General features: G+C 71.9%; 16 protein-coding genes. 8 read left to right on the forward strand and 8 right to left on the reverse strand.

Annotated features, from left to right (window positions below):
- Positions 1–55: 55 nt before the first annotated feature.
- Positions 56–940 carry an alpha/beta hydrolase gene (locus tag QDR37_RS14385; protein ID WP_279714468.1) on the forward strand — a complete coding sequence of 295 codons (885 nt, stop codon included), beginning with the start codon at positions 56–58 and terminating at the stop codon, positions 938–940.
- A 122-nt stretch (positions 941–1062) separates the two neighbouring features.
- Here QDR37_RS14385 and QDR37_RS14390 read toward each other — a convergent pair whose 3' ends face one another.
- Both QDR37_RS14390 and QDR37_RS14395 read right to left on the reverse strand, forming a co-directional pair.
- Positions 1063–1647: a hypothetical protein gene (locus tag QDR37_RS14390; RefSeq protein ID WP_279714469.1), complete on the reverse strand. Its 585-nt coding sequence runs from the start codon at positions 1645–1647 to the stop codon at positions 1063–1065.
- A 141-nt stretch (positions 1648–1788) separates the two neighbouring features.
- A complete protein-coding gene (locus QDR37_RS14395) occupies positions 1789–2583 on the reverse strand; it encodes an SDR family oxidoreductase (protein WP_279714470.1) in 795 nt (264 codons plus the stop codon).
- Between the two features lie 84 nt (positions 2584–2667).
- Between QDR37_RS14395 and QDR37_RS14400 the strand changes: the two genes are divergently transcribed.
- Positions 2668–3177 (forward strand): hypothetical protein, encoded by a 510-nt coding sequence (locus tag QDR37_RS14400; protein ID WP_279714471.1) that lies wholly within the window; start codon positions 2668–2670, stop codon positions 3175–3177.
- A gap of 9 nt (positions 3178–3186) precedes the next feature.
- On the opposite strand, the gene QDR37_RS14405 is transcribed toward QDR37_RS14400, so the two are convergent.
- Together QDR37_RS14405 and QDR37_RS14410 are read right to left on the reverse strand one after the other, a co-directional pair.
- The gene (locus QDR37_RS14405) at positions 3187–5241 is read right to left on the reverse strand and encodes a hypothetical protein (RefSeq protein ID WP_279714472.1); all 2055 of its coding nucleotides are present in this window, start codon (positions 5239–5241) and stop codon (positions 3187–3189) included.
- Positions 5242–5363: 122 nt separating this feature from the next.
- Entirely contained in the window at positions 5364–6185 is an 822-nt protein-coding gene (locus QDR37_RS14410) for an aminoglycoside phosphotransferase family protein (RefSeq protein ID WP_279714473.1), read from the reverse strand.
- 57 nt (positions 6186–6242) lie between these two features.
- On the opposite strand from QDR37_RS14410, the gene QDR37_RS14415 reads away from it, so the two are divergent.
- The 5 genes from QDR37_RS14415 (at position 6243) to QDR37_RS14435 (ending at position 12090) form a co-directional block, all read left to right on the forward strand.
- On the forward strand, positions 6243–7826 hold the full coding sequence (locus QDR37_RS14415) for an amidohydrolase family protein (RefSeq protein ID WP_279714474.1): 1584 nt from the start codon (positions 6243–6245) through the stop codon (positions 7824–7826).
- Between the two features lie 312 nt (positions 7827–8138).
- A complete protein-coding gene (locus tag QDR37_RS14420; protein ID WP_279714475.1) occupies positions 8139–9200 on the forward strand; it encodes a fibronectin type III domain-containing protein in 1062 nt (353 codons plus the stop codon).
- Positions 9201–9429: 229 nt separating this feature from the next.
- Entirely contained in the window at positions 9430–9729 is a 300-nt protein-coding gene (locus QDR37_RS14425; RefSeq protein ID WP_279714476.1) for a DUF2277 domain-containing protein, read from the forward strand.
- A gap of 244 nt (positions 9730–9973) precedes the next feature.
- Complete coding sequence (locus tag QDR37_RS14430) at positions 9974–10510, forward strand: GNAT family protein (RefSeq protein ID WP_279714477.1); 537 nt, start codon at positions 9974–9976, stop codon at positions 10508–10510.
- Between the two features lie 170 nt (positions 10511–10680).
- Positions 10681–12090 (forward strand): fibronectin type III domain-containing protein, encoded by a 1410-nt coding sequence (locus QDR37_RS14435; RefSeq protein WP_279714478.1) that lies wholly within the window; start codon positions 10681–10683, stop codon positions 12088–12090.
- Positions 12091–12350: 260 nt separating this feature from the next.
- Here the strand turns inward: QDR37_RS14435 and QDR37_RS14440 are convergent, their stop codons facing one another.
- Positions 12351–13118: a glucose 1-dehydrogenase gene (locus tag QDR37_RS14440; protein ID WP_279714479.1), complete on the reverse strand. Its 768-nt coding sequence runs from the start codon at positions 13116–13118 to the stop codon at positions 12351–12353.
- A gap of 121 nt (positions 13119–13239) precedes the next feature.
- Here QDR37_RS14440 and QDR37_RS14445 point away from each other — a divergent pair, with 121 nt between their 5' ends.
- On the forward strand, positions 13240–13536 hold the full coding sequence (locus QDR37_RS14445; RefSeq protein WP_279714480.1) for a Dabb family protein: 297 nt from the start codon (positions 13240–13242) through the stop codon (positions 13534–13536).
- Positions 13537–13551: 15 nt separating this feature from the next.
- On the opposite strand, the gene QDR37_RS14450 is transcribed toward QDR37_RS14445, so the two are convergent.
- The 3 genes from QDR37_RS14450 to QDR37_RS14460 form a co-directional block, all read right to left on the reverse strand.
- Positions 13552–14718, reverse strand: a complete 1167-nt coding sequence (locus QDR37_RS14450; RefSeq protein WP_279714481.1) for a Bcr/CflA family efflux MFS transporter — start codon at positions 14716–14718, stop codon at positions 13552–13554.
- A gap of 245 nt (positions 14719–14963) precedes the next feature.
- On the reverse strand, positions 14964–15383 hold the full coding sequence (locus QDR37_RS14455; RefSeq protein WP_279714482.1) for a hypothetical protein: 420 nt from the start codon (positions 15381–15383) through the stop codon (positions 14964–14966).
- 111 nt (positions 15384–15494) lie between these two features.
- Positions 15495–16304, reverse strand: a complete 810-nt coding sequence (locus tag QDR37_RS14460) for an SRPBCC family protein (RefSeq protein WP_279714483.1) — start codon at positions 16302–16304, stop codon at positions 15495–15497.
- Between the last annotated feature and the right edge of the window lie 153 nt (positions 16305–16457).

A 16457-nucleotide genomic window follows, 5' to 3' on the forward strand; every position in this document is an offset into this window, starting at 1 on the left:
ACCCCGGAGGCAGGTTCGAATCCTGCTGCGAGCGCCGCAGAAGAATGGCCCGGCGATGCTCATCCCCGACGCACTGATCCCCGTCTATCTCCGCCTCACGCATGCCAACGCGCCGTTCATGACGGCCGAAGGGGCGGAGAAGGAGGTGCACGAGCAGGCGCTCCGACCGGTCTCGCACCGGCCGCCGGCGAACGTCCGTGCCGGGGTGCGCATCACCGTCGAGCGCGACGGGGGCGTCCCGGTCTACACCGTCATCCCGAGAGCCGATCTGCCGCTGAAGCACGTGATCTACGCCCACGGCGGGGGCTGGGTGCACGAGATCAGCCCCCAGCACTGGGCGCTCATCGTTCAGATCGCCGCCGAGGCTCGCGCCGCCGTCACCGTCCCGATCTGGACGCTCCTCCCCTACGGCGACGCCACGCAGGCGCTCGAGCTCATGCTGCACCTGCACGAGAAGCTGCAGCACACCGGCCGTGACGTGCTTATCGCCGGTGGGTCCGCGGGCGGTCAGATCGCGCTGTCCGCGGCGCAAGCGATCCGCGACCGCGGGACGGAGAACGTGCGGACCATCCTGATCTCGCCGGCGCTCGACCTCACCGTGTCGAACCCGCAGATCCCTTCCGTGCTCCCGAAGGACCCCTGGCTCGGCGTCGAAGGCACCCGCCACCTGGCTGAACGGTGGCGCGGAGCGATCCCGATCACCGACCCCCGCGTCAGCCCGCTGTTCGGCGACATGCACGGCCTCGGACCGATGTTCCTGGCGTGCGGGACCCACGACATCCTCAACCCCGACGCTCACCTGCTGCTCGGCCGAGCCCGCGCATCAGGCGTCGAGGTGACGTTCCTCGAGCGAGCCGGTGGACTCCATGTGTTCCCGCTGCTGCCCACCCGCACCGGTCGCGCCGCACGAGCGCGCATCGTCGAGGCCATCCGCAGCTGACGGGCGACTCGGCGCGCCGACCCCGGATGTGCGCCCGCACCCTCATCCGGACCGGGCCACGGGACGACGACGAGCGCCCGGCGCGTGCCGCAGGGGCAGGCACCGGGCGCTCGTCGGGTGGCTCAGTACGCGACGAGCCCGTTCGTGCTGGTGACAGCGTCGCTGTAGACGAGGGTCACGACCGAGGGCGAGGCGGTGGCGGACGGAGCGACCGTGGCCGTCGAGGCAGACGCGGTCGTGGCGGTGGCGGTCGCATCGGCGGTCGCGGCCGCGACCGCTGCGCTCGGGTTCGCGGCGATGGCACTCGGTGAGGCGGCGTTCACCGCCTGTGCGGCGTACTCAGCGGCGGAGTAGGAGTCGCTGCCGAGCCCGAGGGAGGCGGCGGCAGCCGCCTCGGCCACGGCGCACTGGCCCGGGACGATCGTGCTGATCGGGAGGAACTGGCCGCCGAAGGCGCCGACCGCCGGGATCAGGTCGTAGGAGTGGTTGCCGTTGTCGATGCTGCTCTTGGCGGACCAGGACAGGATGTTGTTCCAGCTGGTCGACTGGTACACGTACGGGTGCGTGGTGCTTCCAGTGGCGTGGCAGAAGCCGATCTTGCCGAGACCCGAGTCGGCCTGGGCGGGCGCGGCGATCGCGACGAAGCCCGCAGCGGCGAGCGCGACAGCGCCGCCTGCAGCGGCGACGCGAGCGCGGATGGTGAACATTCGATTTCCTTCGGAAGACGGTGTCCGCAGTGCGCCTTCGAATGCACTGGTTCGTCCAATATTCAGGCGACGAATGATTCAATCGCCTTCGGAAATCGCATATCAGCCCCTATTCGGGGTTCTGCGAATAGCGCCTGAGGTTCAGGCCGGGAGGTCGGTCAGGCGGAGACGGTTGGTGTCGAGCTCGATCACCTCGGCAGCGCGCCTCGCGAGGGTGCGCCAGTCGTCGTTCGCGGCGTGCAGGTACCGACCGGTCAGCTCGTCGAGCAGGCCGGAGTCGATGTCCTCGATGAGGTCGAGGCTCTTCTCGATCGGGGTCCACGTGTCCTCGTCGTCCCAGATGTCGGTGAAGACCTCGGCGGTCATGTCGGTCTTGACCATGCCGGGCGAGACGGCGAACACGCGGACCCCCGAGGCGAAGCATTCCCCGGCGAGCGCCTCGGTGAATCGGTTCACCGCTGCTTTGCTCGCCATGTAGGCCGAGGTGATCTGGCCGTCGTTGTCGAAGCCGACTGGATAGCTCGCGGCGCCCGATGACAGGTTGACGATCCGGCCACGACCGGCCGCGATCATCGCGGGCAGCACGGCCCTCGTGCAGGAGTAGGTGCCGCGCAGGTTCACCTCGAGCACCCTCCACCAGTCGTTCGCCGCGACGTCGACGGTCAGCCCGCTGCCTCCGCTCACGGCAGCGTTGTTGACGAGGAGGTCGGGCGCGCCGAGCTCGTGAAGGATCTGCCCGACCACCGCGTCCACCGCGGCAGGGTCGGCCACGTCGAGCACGTAGGGCTTCGCTCCGCAGCGAGCGGCGAGGGCCTCGAGATCGCTCGCGGATCGGCCGATCGCGGCGACCTCGCGCCCGGATCGCGTGAGGCGTTCGGTCAGGGCTCGCCCGATCCCGCGGCTCGCACCGGTCACGATCGCCAACCGACCCCGCATGCTGCGACCGTAGCCGACGCGGTTCGTCGACGCACCGGCCGCGTGAACGGCCGGAGGCGTGGCCGTCGGGGGTTGGATGAGGTCATGACGGACGACAGCCGGGACGCGGCGCAGCACGGTGCCTCGCACCCCGATCGCCGGGACGGCCGTGTCCGCCCGTTCCGCTTCCAGAAGGTGCTCAACGGCATCGTTCGCGGCCTCCTCGTCACCCCGGGGATCTGTCGGCTGGTCGGCAGAGGCCTCGTCACGCTGTACGTGGTGGGACGGAGGTCAGGGAAGCAGTACACGATCCCGATGGCCTACGTCAGGCACCAGAACGCCCTCCTGCTCGGCTCCGGGTTCGCCTGGGGCAAGAACCTGCGCACCGGTCAGCCGCTCGAGCTGCGGTACATGGGCCGACGGCGTACCGCCGACGTCCAGGTGCTGACGAGCGAGACGGAGGTGGTCGCGCACTACGCCGTCATCGCCCGGCGCAACCCGGGGTTCGCCCACATCAACAAGATCGGCTTCGACACCGACGGGGATCCGAACGCCGACGACCTGCGGGCAGCATGGGCCGCCGGCGCCAGGGTGTTCCTCCTCACCCTGCGCTGACGGCCCCGCCTAGCGAGCGCCTGCCGAGGCCGTGAGCTTCGGGAGCAGCAGGAAGGCGACCAGGTAGAGCAGCGCGACCACCACGAGCAGGTTGGCGTACCCGGTCAGCAGCGCGGCGTACTCGAGGCAGCCGCCGACGATCGCCCCCAGGAGGTTCACCGCGAACGCCTCCTGCGAGTCCGACGTGGACGCGAACCGCTTCGCGAAGGCCACGTTGGCCAGGAAGATCGGCAGGAACGCCAGCGCGGTCGCCACGACGAGGCGCGGCAGGAACGGCAGCGCCAGCAACCAGTCCGGTCGTATCACCCAGGCCAGCACCAGCGCCGCGAGCACGCCCGCGTACACCACCCTGATCGGCGGGGTGCGCAGGCGTCTCGTCGTCTCCACCGCCGCGAGCACGGTGACCAGCACACCGGCGAAGACCAGCGCGTTCACGAGCCAGGTGGTGCCGAAGAGCAGGGCGAAGGTCGCGACGTTCTTCGTCTCCAGCAGGAGGAACGCGGCGCCCATGAAGAAGAGGTCGCCGTAGGGACGCATCGCCCGGAACCGCCCGCCGACGACGCGCACGAGCAGGAGCGACACGAGCAGGATCCCGCCCAGGGTCCAGAGGTAGATGGGCGGGATCGATCCACCCTTGAAGTAGAGGAACGGCGCGTCGTCGGTGGCCGGTGCCACCACCGTCGTGGTGGGCGCGTAGGACGAGCCGCACTGCTGGTTGCCCGCCTGCTTGGCGACCGTGACCACCGCCTGGTGCAGTGCGAACTGATCGACGCACGGGGCGTGGCCGAACGCGGTCGCCGCGGTGCCGGCCAGCCGGTCGATCAGCCAGTTCTCGCGGTAGTAGTTGTACATCGCGAAGCCGCCGTCGGGTTTGAGGTGGTCGGCGGCGGACCGCATCGCCTCCTCGGTGAACAGGAAGGACTCGAGCCGGATCTGCGAGGCGCCGCTGACGAGCGCCAGGGAGTCGGGCAGGGCGAAGAGGATCAGGTCGTACTTCGTGTTCGTGCCTTGCAGGAACGCGCGTCCGTCGTTGACATGGGTGGTCACGCGGGGGTCCTGGTAGACGTGGTCCGGGTTGTGCTGCTGGCCGAGCTGCAGGATCCGGGGGTCGATCTCGACCGCGTCGACGTGCTTGGCCCCCTTGCGCAGCGCGATGGCCACGTCGCTGCCCGATCCGGCGCCGACCACCAGCACGTCGTCGAGGTGGACGTTCGGCAGCCGCTTGTACGGCGTGCCGTACTGCTGGGGCATGTGCACCAGCCGCCAGGACGCCTTGGCCATCGTCTGGTGCGGGACCCCGTTGGCCCAGATGCTCAGCGCGCCCGGACCGTACCGGGATGTCTGATGCGTGGTGATCTTGTAGTACGGCGACCAGCTGACTCCTGTCGTCAGGGTCTCGGTGAGCAGCATGAACACCATGACGAGCGCGCTCGCCACCGCGACGAGCCGGGTCCTGATCCCCGTCGCGAGAGCGATGAGCGCCGCACCGGCGAGGAGCCCCCAGACGATGGACGGCGCCCAGAGGAACGAGAGCCCGGTGAACAGGCCGATCCCGATCAGCGACCCGAACAGGTCGTAGCGGTAGGCCATCAGCGGTTCCAGGCGCGCGAAGCACCGGCCCACCACCTCGGCCGGGCCCGCCAGGGTCGCGGCGACCAGCAGGAAGATCACGGGGAGCGCGACCCAGGCGGGCGGGCCCTGCGCGTGCAGGCCGGTGAAGTAGATGACGTCGGCGTCGGCGCGCTGGATGGTGACCGGGAACAGCAGCGCCAGCACCACGGTCACCGCGAGCAGCGGCGCCGTGAACGGCAGGGCGGACCAGGTCTTGCGGCTGATCAGGAACCCCAGCCCGACGCCGAGGAAGGACCCCAGCAGCACGAAGTTCGAGAAGTAGCTGAGGTGCAGGACGTTCGCACCGAGCCACCGGATCAGCGCGAGCTCGAGGAACAGCATCGTGGCGCTGCCGAGCACCAGCCGCGCGACGACGATCCGGCGCTGCCGGGGCGTGTCCGCGGGTTCTGCCGCGGACCGCGGCGTCGCGTGTGGTTCTTCCACTTCGAGCATCGACAGCCTTCCCGAACCACCGTGTTCACCGAGGCGCGGGAACGAGGCCCGGCGCAGCCTGCTCAGCCTTCTAGGGCCGGAACCTGGCAGCAGGCTGAACGGCGCACCGCGACGGGGCGCGATCAGGCGAGGTGACGGCGGAGGAGGAGCTCGGCGACGCCCCGCGCCGCGCGGTCGTGCCACCCCGGCTCGTCCGTGGTCCACGCGAGGGAGAGGCCGCACCAGGCCACCACCCACGCCGCGAGCAGCGCCTTCTCGAGACCCGCCTGCGCCGCGATGGCCTCGAGACGCTGCTCGAGGTGAGCCAGGGCAGTCTGCTCGTCGGGGTTGCAGAACACGTTCGCGAAGTCGAAGGCGCGGTGCCCGACGAGGCCCTTCGGGTCGATCGCGGCCCACCCGTCGCCGAGGTCGAGCACGTTGTCGTGGTGCAGGTCGCCGTGCAGCGCGACGACGTCCTCCTCGCGGGTCGCCTCCAGCACCTCGCGGGCGACCGCGGACGCCCGCGTGAGCAGCGGGTCCTGGTGGTCCTCATCGATGAGGTCCCGGAACCACACGCCGAGCGGGACCAGCCCGAGATCCTCGGGCGGCAGGCCGTGCGCGTGCAGCGAGGCCGCGGCGTCCACGAGCACCGCGGTGGCCGTGGCGTCCTGACCGTCGGTGGCCATCGCCACGAGCGATCTGCCGCCGGTCGCGCGCAGCATGAGCACGGCGTCGTCGTCGCGTTCGAGCACGGGCACCGCGCCGCGACCGCCCCACCACTCGAGGAGCCGGCACCCGACGCGCTCCTCCTCGACGAGCGGCACCTTCAGCATCACGGGGACGCCGTCACGGACGCCCGCCACCAGCAGCGAGCTCGGCGTACGCAGGGTGTCGGCCACGGGCTCGACCTGCCAGGCGCGGAGAAGCGCGGCGAGCACCGCCGCGTGCTGTCCCTCGTCGGTCACCGCATCACGATCCCACCGCGGGGCGCGGCCCGCCGGGCGCGACATACTGCAGGGGACGTGACCCCGACACCGGCTCCGAACGCTGCGCGCATCCTGCTGCGCGGGGGCTCGGTACTCGGCGTCGACGGCGCGTTCGAACGGGCGGACGTCCTCGTGGGCGACGGGGTGGTCCTCGCGGTGGCGCCCGACCTGCGGGATCGCACGGACGAGGTGCTCGACTGCTCCGGACGGGTGGTGCTGCCCGGCTTCATCGACGCGCACTCGCACGCCGACGCCGCCCTGTTCGACCCGGCCGCGCAGCTCGCCCTGCTCCGCCAGGGCGTGACGAGCGTGGTCCTGGGGCAGGACGGGGTGGGCTTCGCCCCAGGCAGCGGCGCCTACGCGACCCGGTACTTCGGCGCCATCAACGGGCCGCACCCGACCTACCGGGGCGGCGGCATCGGCGCTCTGCTCGGCACGTACGAGGGGACGACGCCGCTCAACGCGGCGGTGCTCGTCCCGGCGGGCACGGTCCGGCACGAGGTCCGCGGCGACGAGCCCGGTCCGGCGAGCGAGCGGGAGCTGCATGCGATGCGGGCCCTCGTCCGGCGGGGGCTCGCCGAGGGCGCGGTCGGCCTCTCGACGGGCCTCGACTACATCCCCGGCGCCTTCGCCGGCACCGCCGAGCTCATCGAGCTCTGCCGCGACGTCGCCGCCGCCCGCGGGCTCTACGTCAGCCACGTCCGGGGCGGCTACGAGGCGAACCTCGGTACCGGCCTGCGCGAGGTCCGGCGCATCATCGAGGAGACGGGCGTCCGCGCGCACGTCTCCCATCTGCACGCCCCGATCGACGTCGCGGTCCCCCTGCTCGACGACCTCGAGCGCGCCGGCATCGAGCTCTCCTTCGACAGCTACCCGTACTCGCGCGGCTGCACCCTGCTCTCGATGCTCGCGCTCCCCCCGGAGCTCGCCTCGACGGGACCGGACCTCCTCCAGTCGGCCGCGGGCTCGGCGGGCGGGCGCGAGCGCATCCGGCGGCTCGTCACCGGGCGGGTCACGGCACGCCCGGATCTCGGCCCCGGCTGGGCGGAGCAGATCACGCTGTCCCACGTCCCGTCGAGCACCTACGGGCACCTCGAGGGCCGCACGCTCGCCCACGTGGCGCGCATCGAGGGCGAGGACCCGGCCGCGCTCGCGATCGAGCTGCTGCTCGCCACGCGGATGCAGGCGACCGTGATCATGGCGGTCCCGATCCCCCGGTCGGCGCAGCAGCTCGCGGCCCTCTTCGTCCGTGACGGTCACCTCGGCGGCTCCGACGGCATCTTCGTCGGCGGCCACCCCCACCCGCGCGCCGCGGGCACCTTCGCCCGCTACCTGGCCGACTACGCCCGGCCCGGCCTGCTGACCTGGGCGCAGGTCGTCGACCACCTGTCGACGGCGACCGCCGCGCGGTTCCGGCTCGGCAAGCGCGGCGCGGTCCGCCCCGGATGGATCGCCGACCTGACGGTCGTCTCCCCGGACGAGGTCGCCCCGCAGGCGACGTACGAGAACCCGAAGGCGCTCGCCATCGGGATCGACGACGTCCTCGTGGCCGGGATCCCCGTCCTCTCGGGCGGCCGGCTCACGGGCGCCACGCCGGGCAGGGCGCTTCGACGGGCCTGATCGCTCGAAGCTGGCGGGGCGACGGAGTTGACGACTCTCGGCACGGGGACGTCGCCTCGTTGTCCCTCGCCGTCGGCACTCCGCGAATTGCGCCGGACGCTAGCTCTTCGACTCGATTCAGGTAATTGCGGATCTCGGTGCCCGGATTCTCGTCCCGCTGACATTTCCGCTCCGGAAGGAGTCCTCGACCCGCACACATGCGGTCGCTTGTCCATACGTCCTTTCCCGTATCGCGCTCGGCCTGCGACGCTCATAGCGTTGCGCCGGGACGGTGTCCAGCGGGCGGGCTCCGGACGACGCAGGGAGAGCCGCATGAAATCCCCCCTACCGCTGATCGTCGGTGCCGTGTTGACGGCCCCGATCGCGTTACTCACCGCTGCTCCGGCGCACGCGGCGCTGCCGGCCCAGACGCTCTACCTCGATCCGAGTACGGCGTGCTCCTACGACAGCAGCGAGGGCCGGGACGTCTGTCGCGCGAATGACTATGCGCAGCTCTCCCCAGGAACGCCGGTCACGGTGGCCTCCTCCGACGGCAGCACGTGGCTCGAGGTGCACTTCGGGCAGGTCCACGTCGTGAGCACGACGATCGCCGGGTTCGGCGGCACAAGTCAGACCATCCCGAACGCGGCGATCAATTCCGATAGCAGCGCCATCACCACAACGCTGCCGAAGGCCATGAACTATGACGTCGAGCAGGACGGCATGGACCAGGGCTTGAATGTCAGGATCGACACGTACGACGCGTACGGCCGCCCGGCGAACGTGATCGAGTTCCACGGGACCTTCGCGACGCAACCTGAAGCGCCAAGCGCAGTGACCGGCCGACGGTCGAACTCGACCAGTGCAACCATCTCCTGGCAGCCGCCCGCTAACTCGTCCCTGAACAGTTACGCCCCGGTGACGAAGTACATCGTCAAACGGACGAACAGCACCGGTAGTTGGTCGACGACGCTGTCGTCCTCCACGCGGTCATTCACCTTCAGCTCGTTGACTGCCGGCGCTGGCTACACACTCGCGGTACAGGCTGTCAACGCCGTCGGCTCCAGCCCGCTCTCGCAGATATCGATCCCGGGATCGAGCAGCAGCCTGTACGCGCCGAGCGCCCTCACGGTGGAGCGCACCGCTCAGGGCAGCGCCACAGTGAAATGGAGTCCCCCGACTGTGCTCGGCGGCAAGACAATCACGGGCTACAGAGTTGCGCGCGACGGATTGGACACGAGCGGCCACACCTACTCGCACGTCGTCGCGGCGAGTGTTCGATCGATCACGTTGACGTACCTGGTGCTCGGCCGCACCTACAACCTCTCGGTGCAACCGGTGTACGGCAGCACTTCCTACGGTCCGATCGCGAAGGCTGGCGCGTACATCGGCTGATCCGTCCCGGCCGCCTGGCCTGAGGAGTCCTGCAGGTCAGGGTTCCTCAGGCCGGAGCCTCGCTCGGCAGCGAGCGCCAAATCGACAGCCAGCTCGACGTGGACGGTGGTGGTCGGGAACACCAGTACTGGGCAGCACTGCCCTCGTGACGAGAAGTTCGCGCGCGGCCGCGCGGGTACGACTCGCCGGGGTCTGCCCGAGACGGCCCGCACGCCCTATCGTTCCCGCCATGTGCAGGAACATCCGCTGCCTCCACAACTTCGAGCCCGCGACGACCGACGACGAGGTGCGCGAGGCCGCGCTCCAGTTCGTCCGCAAGGTGAGCGGCTCGACACGGCCCTCCCGGGCGAACGCGGCGGCCTTCGAGCAGGCCATCGATGAGATCGCCGCAGCGACGAGGCGCATGCTCGACCAGCTCGTCACGGCGGCGCCGCCGAAGAGCCGCGAGCTCGAGGCGGTCAAGGGGCGGCAGCGGCACGAGAAGCGGATGGAGCGCGAGGTGCGGATCCGCACCGCCGCCCGAGCGTGATCCCGGGCGCCCGGCAGCCGGTGCACCGGCCGGGCGACGACGAGCACGTCGGGTACGTCGACGAGCAGGGCCGGGCGCCAACGCTGCCGGGCCTCCCCCTGGCGACAGCGCCGGGCGAGGATCCGCGGGACGCGGCAGCTGCAGGTGCGGCTGCGGCTCCCGGTGCCCGTCGGCGAGATGCTCCGCCGCGAACGGGCCTGAAGCCACCTCGGGCCCGTCGCCGCCCGGCCCTAGGTTGTCGCTCGTGCCCGACGCCCCATCCGTGATCCTCCGCGCCCGCATCGACGGCGACGAGGAGGTGCTGTTCCGCATCGCGAGCGAGCTGGAGACGTGGGAGGAGCGCAGCCCGGCGCCGCCGGCCCCGCTGACGCGGGCGGCGTTCGACCGGCGCCTGGCGCGCTCCGACGAGGACGACTCCGGTGACAACGTCCGCTTCATCATCGAGGCCGACGGCACGGCGGTCGGCAGCATCGGTCTCTTCGGCTTCGACACCTTCGTGCGGCACGCCGAGGTCGGCATCACCCTGGTTCGCGAGGCACGGGGTCGCGGCATCGGTACCGAGGCGATCCGGCAGGTCGTCGAGTTCGGGTTCGTGCGCCGCAACCTCCACCGCATCCACCTGCAGGCGATCGCCTCGAACACCGGTGCCCTCCGCGCCTACGAGCGGGCCGGCTTCGTCGTCGAGGGGCGGCAGCGGGAGCACGCGTGGGTGCGCGGCGCGTACGAGGACATCGTGCTGATGGCGATCCTCCGCTCGGAGTGGCAGCCCGTGTCCGCCTGAACGGGGGTCTTGCCCGCGCTCGGCCCGGCTGGCAGCCTCAGCGCACCCCGAAGGGCGGTACCCGCCGCCCGATACCTCCCCATCCGGGCGACGCACCCCTCCCTGCGCCGGCCCGCTGAGTTCCGCTCGCTCGTGCGATCGGGGTGGCACGCGTGCGCCTGGACGGACCCATGTTCCGGATCGCCACCACCGCCGCCCTCCTCGCCCTCTGCGTCGGCGCCGCCGCCACGCCCGCCGTCGCGAGCACCACGCCTGCGGCGCCGGCCCACGGCCTGGGCCAGATCGCCCCGCGCACCACGAAGGCGGTCGGGGCCGCGCCGTTCACCGCGACGAGCACCCTCCCGTCCTCCGTCGACCTCACGCCGTGGACGATGCCGGTCGGCGACCAGGGCCAGGTCGGCTCCTGCGTCGAGTGGGCGATCGACTACGGGATGATGGGCTGGTACTCGAAGCGGCTCGGCAAGCCCACCCCCTTGGCGCCGATGTACGTGTACTCGCAGGTGCACCTGTCGAACTCCTCGGACGGCGGCGGTTCGTACTCGCAGGACGCGTACGACATCGGCACGAGGCAGGGCGTCGACACCCGGGACCACTACTGGCAGGGCGGCTCGAGCTTCACGACGCCCCCCACCTGGTCGGAGAAGCTGAGCGCGGCGCACCACAAGGCGTTCGCGGGGCAGTACCTCTACTCCGGCGTCCCCGGTTCGGGCGCGGTCTGGGCGATCAAGACCCAGCTCGCGCAGGGCCACCCCGTCGCGCTCGGCTTCGAGGCGTACGACGCCTTCATGCGCCTCGACTCGACGCACTACACGCTCGACGCGAACGACATCGACCCGTACACCTATGACGGCGGCCACGAGGTGCTCATCGTCGGCTACAACGCCTCCGGGGTGCGCATCCAGAACTCGTGGGGCACCTCCTGGGGCCAGAAGGGGTTCGCGAACCTGCACTGGAACTTCGTCGAGCAGTACAGCGACGAGGCGTCCTACATCCCGGGCCTCGTCGCGACCCCGTCGGTGCCCATGCATGTGACGGCGAGCAACACCGCCTCCACCGAGACGCTCACGTGGGCACCCCCGGTGAGCGACGGCGGCGCGCCGGTCACCGGATACCACGTGACGCGCGACGGCACGGACACCCGCGGCGTCGGCGCCTGGTCGACCACCCTGCCGGCGACGGCGCGATCCGTGACGATCCGCACGCTCTTCCCGAACACGGCCTACCACCTGCGGGTGAGCGCCATCAACACGATCGGCAGCGGCCCGTCGCACACCGCGACCGTGACCACCGGGCTCGGCGCGGCGCGGTACCTCCACGCGTCCGGCGACGCGGCGACCGGGCTCGCGACCGTGAGCTGGACGGCGCCGGCGACCACCGGCGGCCTGGCGATCACCCGCTACCGCGTGGCGCGCACCGGCACCGACGTGAACGGCGGCGGCCCCTGGGGCACCGTGGTGAGCGCCTCAGCGCGGACGTTCAGCTTCAAGCTGCTCCGAGTCGGCTACCCGTACTCGATCACGGTGCAGCCGATCACCGCGACGCAGTCGGGCCCGGTGGCCGCGGTCGCGCTGACGCTCTAGCGCTGCGGCTCGGCGGTCACCACGGCCGCCGAGCACGCGACCGTCTGGTGCTCGCCATGCGGTGCCTCCGTCTGCCGGCCCGTTCGGGCGCCCCGGACCAGAGGCAGAGGGCCGCTGGGAGAAGCGCGCTCGACGCGGCTCGGGTGCTCCTCGAGGGCGCCGAGGCGCTGTCGACCGACCCGGTTCCGCCGGCCGCCGAGCGACGCTGACGGGCTCCGGTGGCGGCGCGACGACGGGCGCCGCCACCGGCCTCCCGCGCCTCAGAACACGGTGTAGCCGCCGTCGATCGTGAGCACGGACCCCGTCATGAAGCTCGACGCGTCGCTCGCGAGGAACACGATGGCGCCGCCGAGCTCGTCGGGCTCCCCCGCCCGCCGCTGCGGCGCGTCCTCGATCCAGTAGCGCTGGAACCGCGGCTCGTGCACCGGCGCCATGTCGGTGTGCATGTACCCCGGAGCCAGCGCGTTGACCCGCACGCCGTGGGGCGCCCACTCGGCGGCGAGGCTGCGCGTGAGGTGGTGCACCGCGGCCTTCGACGCGTTGTAGGCGGGCTGCCACTGCGGCCGGTTCACGATCGACGCGGACATCGAGCCGATGTTGACGATGACGCCGCCGCCCGCCTCGATCATGTGGCGCCCGAACACCTGGCTCGCGATCCACAACCCGTCGACGTTCAGGCCCATCACGTCGCGCCACTCCTCGTCCGTCACCTCGAGCGCCGGCTTGTGGATGCAGGCGCCCGCGTTGTTCACGAGCACGTCGACGCGGCCGAACCGCTGCGCGCTCTCGGTGAGCAGGCGCTCGATGTCGGCGCGGACGGTCATGTCGGCGAGCACCGTGAGGGTCCGCACGCCGAGCGCCCCGAGCTCCTCCTCGAGCGACGCGGCGGCCGCGGCGTCCCGGCCGTTCACCACGATGTTCGCCCCCGCCTCGGCGAGGGCCCGCGCGAACGCCCTGCCGAGGCCGCGGGTCGAACCGGTGACGACCGCGGTGCGGCCCGTGAGATCGAATCGGTCGAGAACGGGCATGCGAGGGTCCTTCCTCAGGGCGGCAGCGGCTCGGCCGCAGGCTAGCGACGCCGCCGGGATGGGCGCCCGCCGTAGCCTGGGTGCCACCCAGCGTCTGGGCACCGACACGAGGAGACTCCCGATGGCGATCGAGCACACCGTTGTCTTCCGGCTCGTGCACGAGGCCGGCTCCCCCGCCGAGCAGGACTTCCTCCGCACCGGCCGGACGGTGCTGGCAGAGATCCCCGGCGTCGAGGACTTCGCGGTGAAGCGGCAGGTGAGCCCGAAGAGCGACCTGACCTGGCAGTTCTCGATGCGCTTCGCCGACCGGGCCGCGTACGACGGCTACGACGCGCACCCGGAGCACCGCGGATTCGTGGCGACCCGGTGGTCCACCGAGGTGGCGGCGTTCCAGGAGTACGACTTCGCGGTCGACTGAGCCGCCCGGGGTCGATCAGGTGGCCGCGCTCCTCCGGCGCGGCCGCGCCACGACCGCGAGGACCACGGCGAGGAGGAAGAAGGCGCCCATGCCGCCGGCCATCGCCAGCACGGTCTGCGAGCCGAGCAGTCCGGTGAGCGGCGTCATGAGGGATCCGGCGAGGAACGGCAGGCCGCCGCTCAGGGCCGACGCGGCGCCGGCGTAGCGGCGTCCTGCGCGCTGCGCGATCGAGGCGTTCGCCGGGAGGTAGGCACCGAGCCCGAACGTCATGACGGCGAGGCACGTCCAGACGGCGACGAGCGGCGGCGCCGACGGCGCCGCGACGAGCGCCACCGCGACCAGCGCGAACACCCCGCCCGCCTGCACCGCGAAGGCGCAGCGGCGCAGCACCTCGGGCCCGAGCCGCAGCACCAGGGCGCGGAACAGCAGGCTCGAGACGATCATCGCCGCCGCGTCGGTCGCGAACACCGTCGCGTACAGGCCCGGGCCGATCCCGAGGTCGGTCTGCAGCACGATCGACGAGCCGCCGATGTAGATGAAGAAGCCGCAGGTCACGAGGCACTGCACGGCCACCGGGGTGATGAAGGGCCGGTCGCGGATCAGCTCGCCGGTGCGTCGCAGCAGCTGACGGACCCCACCCGGCCGGCGACGCTCGACCGGCAGCGTCTCGGGCAGCCCGACCGCCGCGCCGACGAGCATGACGACACCCACGACGGCGAGGAACCAGAAGACCGCCCGCCACCCGCCGAACGGCAGCAGCAGGGCACCGATCGCGGGCCCGGCGACGGGCGCGACGAGGCTCACCGACGTCAGCGTCCCGAACTTCGCTGCCGCCGCGCGCCCCTCGAAGCTGTCGGTCACGGCGGCACGGCCGACGGCGGCCGCCGCGCCCGCGGCACCGCCGGACAGCAGGCGGGCGAGGAGCATGACCACGATCGAGGTCGACAGCGCGCTGACCACCGACATCGCGGCGAAGGCGATCGTCGCGGCGAGCACGATCCGCCGCCGTCCCCGCGCGTCGCTCACCGGCCCGACGAGCAGCTGACCGAGGGCGAGTCCGGCGATGCACGTCGTCAGCGTCAGCTGCACCGCGGCGTCGGTCGTGCCGAGCGATGCGCGCATCGCGGGCAGCGCGGCGATGTAGGTATCGGTCGAGAGCGCGGTGGTCCCGGTGACGAGCACCAGTGCGAGCGTCGACGGCCGTGCCCGGATGGAAACGGCGCCGTCGGCCGAGCTCCTGGCCCGCGCCCCGGAACCGGCGAGTCCGGCGAGGAAGGGGCGACGCACCTCCGCAGTCTCCCCTGGGCCTCCTGCGGGTTCGGGTCGCCGGGATCGGGTTCAGCGGCGACCGTACCGGCGTCGGGCGGCTCGTCCTCCCCTTCGTCAGACCACCGAACGCCGCGCGACGCGAGAACCCGCTGCTCCCGTCACCCCCGCCACCCGCGCAGCGCCTCGGCGAGGTCGACCCGCTTGCCGATCCAGCCCACCGCGCGGCCGATCTCGTCGAGGCGCGTCGGCGGACGCGCGAGAAGCGGGTCCAGCGCCGCGAGCGCGGCGAAGTCGATCGCGCCGGGGGCCTCCGCGCCAGGCCGGACATCCGCTTTCAGCAGGAGCACGTCGAGCACGGCCTGCGCGATCACGCCGTAGCCGATCGTCGTGGGATGCACGCCGTCGAGTCCGACGAGGCCGCCGGCCGAGCGGCCGAACCGGTCGGAGGCGTAGAAGCGGGTGTCCGGCATCGGCGAGAGGCGGCGAAGCGCCGGCGGCAGCACGTGGTCGCTCTCCGCGAGCGGCTCCCACCACCACAGCGGCCCGGCGGCCCGCTCCGGGAGGTCGGGGTCGGTCACGGTTCCTCCGGCTCGGGCCTTCCGCTGCCCCGCTGGGACTGCTCCGCTTCCGACGGGGTCCCGCCCGCGCACCCGGCTCGGCCGGACGTGCGGGCGGTTCCGCGGGCGGCGCTAGACGCCGGTACCGGGACGGGTGGTGCCGGTGCCGTAGGTGTCCTCGAGGCCGACGCCGTCCTCGATCGTCTCCTCGGTGATCGGGCGCGGCGCGGTGGCGTGCGTGCCCACCTGCTGGTCGGTGCCGATCGGCGCGACGACCTCGACCTGCTCGTTCGCGGGAGCGACGTGGTCCGCCGTCCGGAGCCGATCGGCCGTACCGGTGTCCGAGGAGCCCTTCTTCGCGGCGGCGATCCCACCGACGACGGCGGCCGCGGCGGCCGCAGCGGCGCCGGCGACGACCTTGCCGGAGACGCCCGCCTTGCCCGAGTCGCCCCGGGTGGCGGCGGCGTCCTCGACCGTCGGCGTCCCGGGCACGTCCTGGATGGTGCCGCGCCAGGCGCCGGACGCGTAGCCCTCCGACTCGACGAGCTCCTTGAACCGCGCGAGGTCGTTCTCGGTCTGGTTGTCGACCACGTTCAGCTTGTCGCCGACCTTCTCGACGGGCCCTTCGGGTTCGTACTCGAGCCGCAGCCGCACGGTGGTCTGCCCGCCGCCGAGGTCCTCGAAGGTGACCTCGCCGGCGTTCGTCGCGCCCTCGGTCGCGGCCCAGGCGACCTTCCTGTCCGGGATCTGCTCGAGGACCTTCGCCTCCCACTCCCGGCGAACGCCACCGATCTGGGCGACCCACTGGAGGCGGTCGTCGCTCAGCTGGGTGACCTTCTTGATCCCGTTCATGAAGTGCGGGAAGTCCTCGAACTGCGTCCACTGGTTGTACGCGACGCTCACGGGGACGTTCACGAGGATCCTGTGCTCGACGGTCGTCATCGTGCCTCCTTCAATCGGTGTCGACGGTGCGGGGATGCCCCGTGGTGCCGGGACCGTACGCGGCGGGGCTGGACAGCGCCCCGGCCCGAGGCGAGCAACTCCGGTGAGCCGGCGCTGCGCCGTGCGGGCAGGACCGGAGGCCCCGGCCTTCGG

The organism is Amnibacterium sp. CER49, assembly GCF_029846255.1.
GTDB lineage: Bacteria > Actinomycetota > Actinomycetes > Actinomycetales > Microbacteriaceae > Amnibacterium.

Excerpts from the sequence above, each read along its gene's own strand:
- QDR37_RS14435 (WP_279714478.1), top strand. The coding sequence starts at position 10,681 with ATGTTCCGGATCGCCACCACCGCCGCCCTCCTCGCCCTCTGCGTCGGC.
- QDR37_RS14400 (WP_279714471.1), top strand. The coding sequence starts at position 2,668 with ATGACGGACGACAGCCGGGACGCGGCGCAGCACGGTGCCTCGCACCCC.
- QDR37_RS14440 (WP_279714479.1), bottom strand. The coding sequence starts at position 13,118 with ATGCCCGTTCTCGACCGATTCGATCTCACGGGCCGCACCGCGGTCGTC.
- QDR37_RS14390 (WP_279714469.1), bottom strand. The coding sequence starts at position 1,647 with ATGTTCACCATCCGCGCTCGCGTCGCCGCTGCAGGCGGCGCTGTCGCG.
- QDR37_RS14385 (WP_279714468.1), top strand. The coding sequence starts at position 56 with ATGCTCATCCCCGACGCACTGATCCCCGTCTATCTCCGCCTCACGCAT.
- QDR37_RS14460 (WP_279714483.1), bottom strand. The coding sequence starts at position 16,304 with ATGACGACCGTCGAGCACAGGATCCTCGTGAACGTCCCCGTGAGCGTC.
- QDR37_RS14425 (WP_279714476.1), top strand. The coding sequence starts at position 9,430 with ATGTGCAGGAACATCCGCTGCCTCCACAACTTCGAGCCCGCGACGACC.
- QDR37_RS14405 (WP_279714472.1), bottom strand. The coding sequence starts at position 5,241 with ATGCTCGAAGTGGAAGAACCACACGCGACGCCGCGGTCCGCGGCAGAA.
- QDR37_RS14395 (WP_279714470.1), bottom strand. The coding sequence starts at position 2,583 with ATGCGGGGTCGGTTGGCGATCGTGACCGGTGCGAGCCGCGGGATCGGG.
- QDR37_RS14445 (WP_279714480.1), top strand. The coding sequence starts at position 13,240 with ATGGCGATCGAGCACACCGTTGTCTTCCGGCTCGTGCACGAGGCCGGC.
- QDR37_RS14420 (WP_279714475.1), top strand. The coding sequence starts at position 8,139 with ATGAAATCCCCCCTACCGCTGATCGTCGGTGCCGTGTTGACGGCCCCG.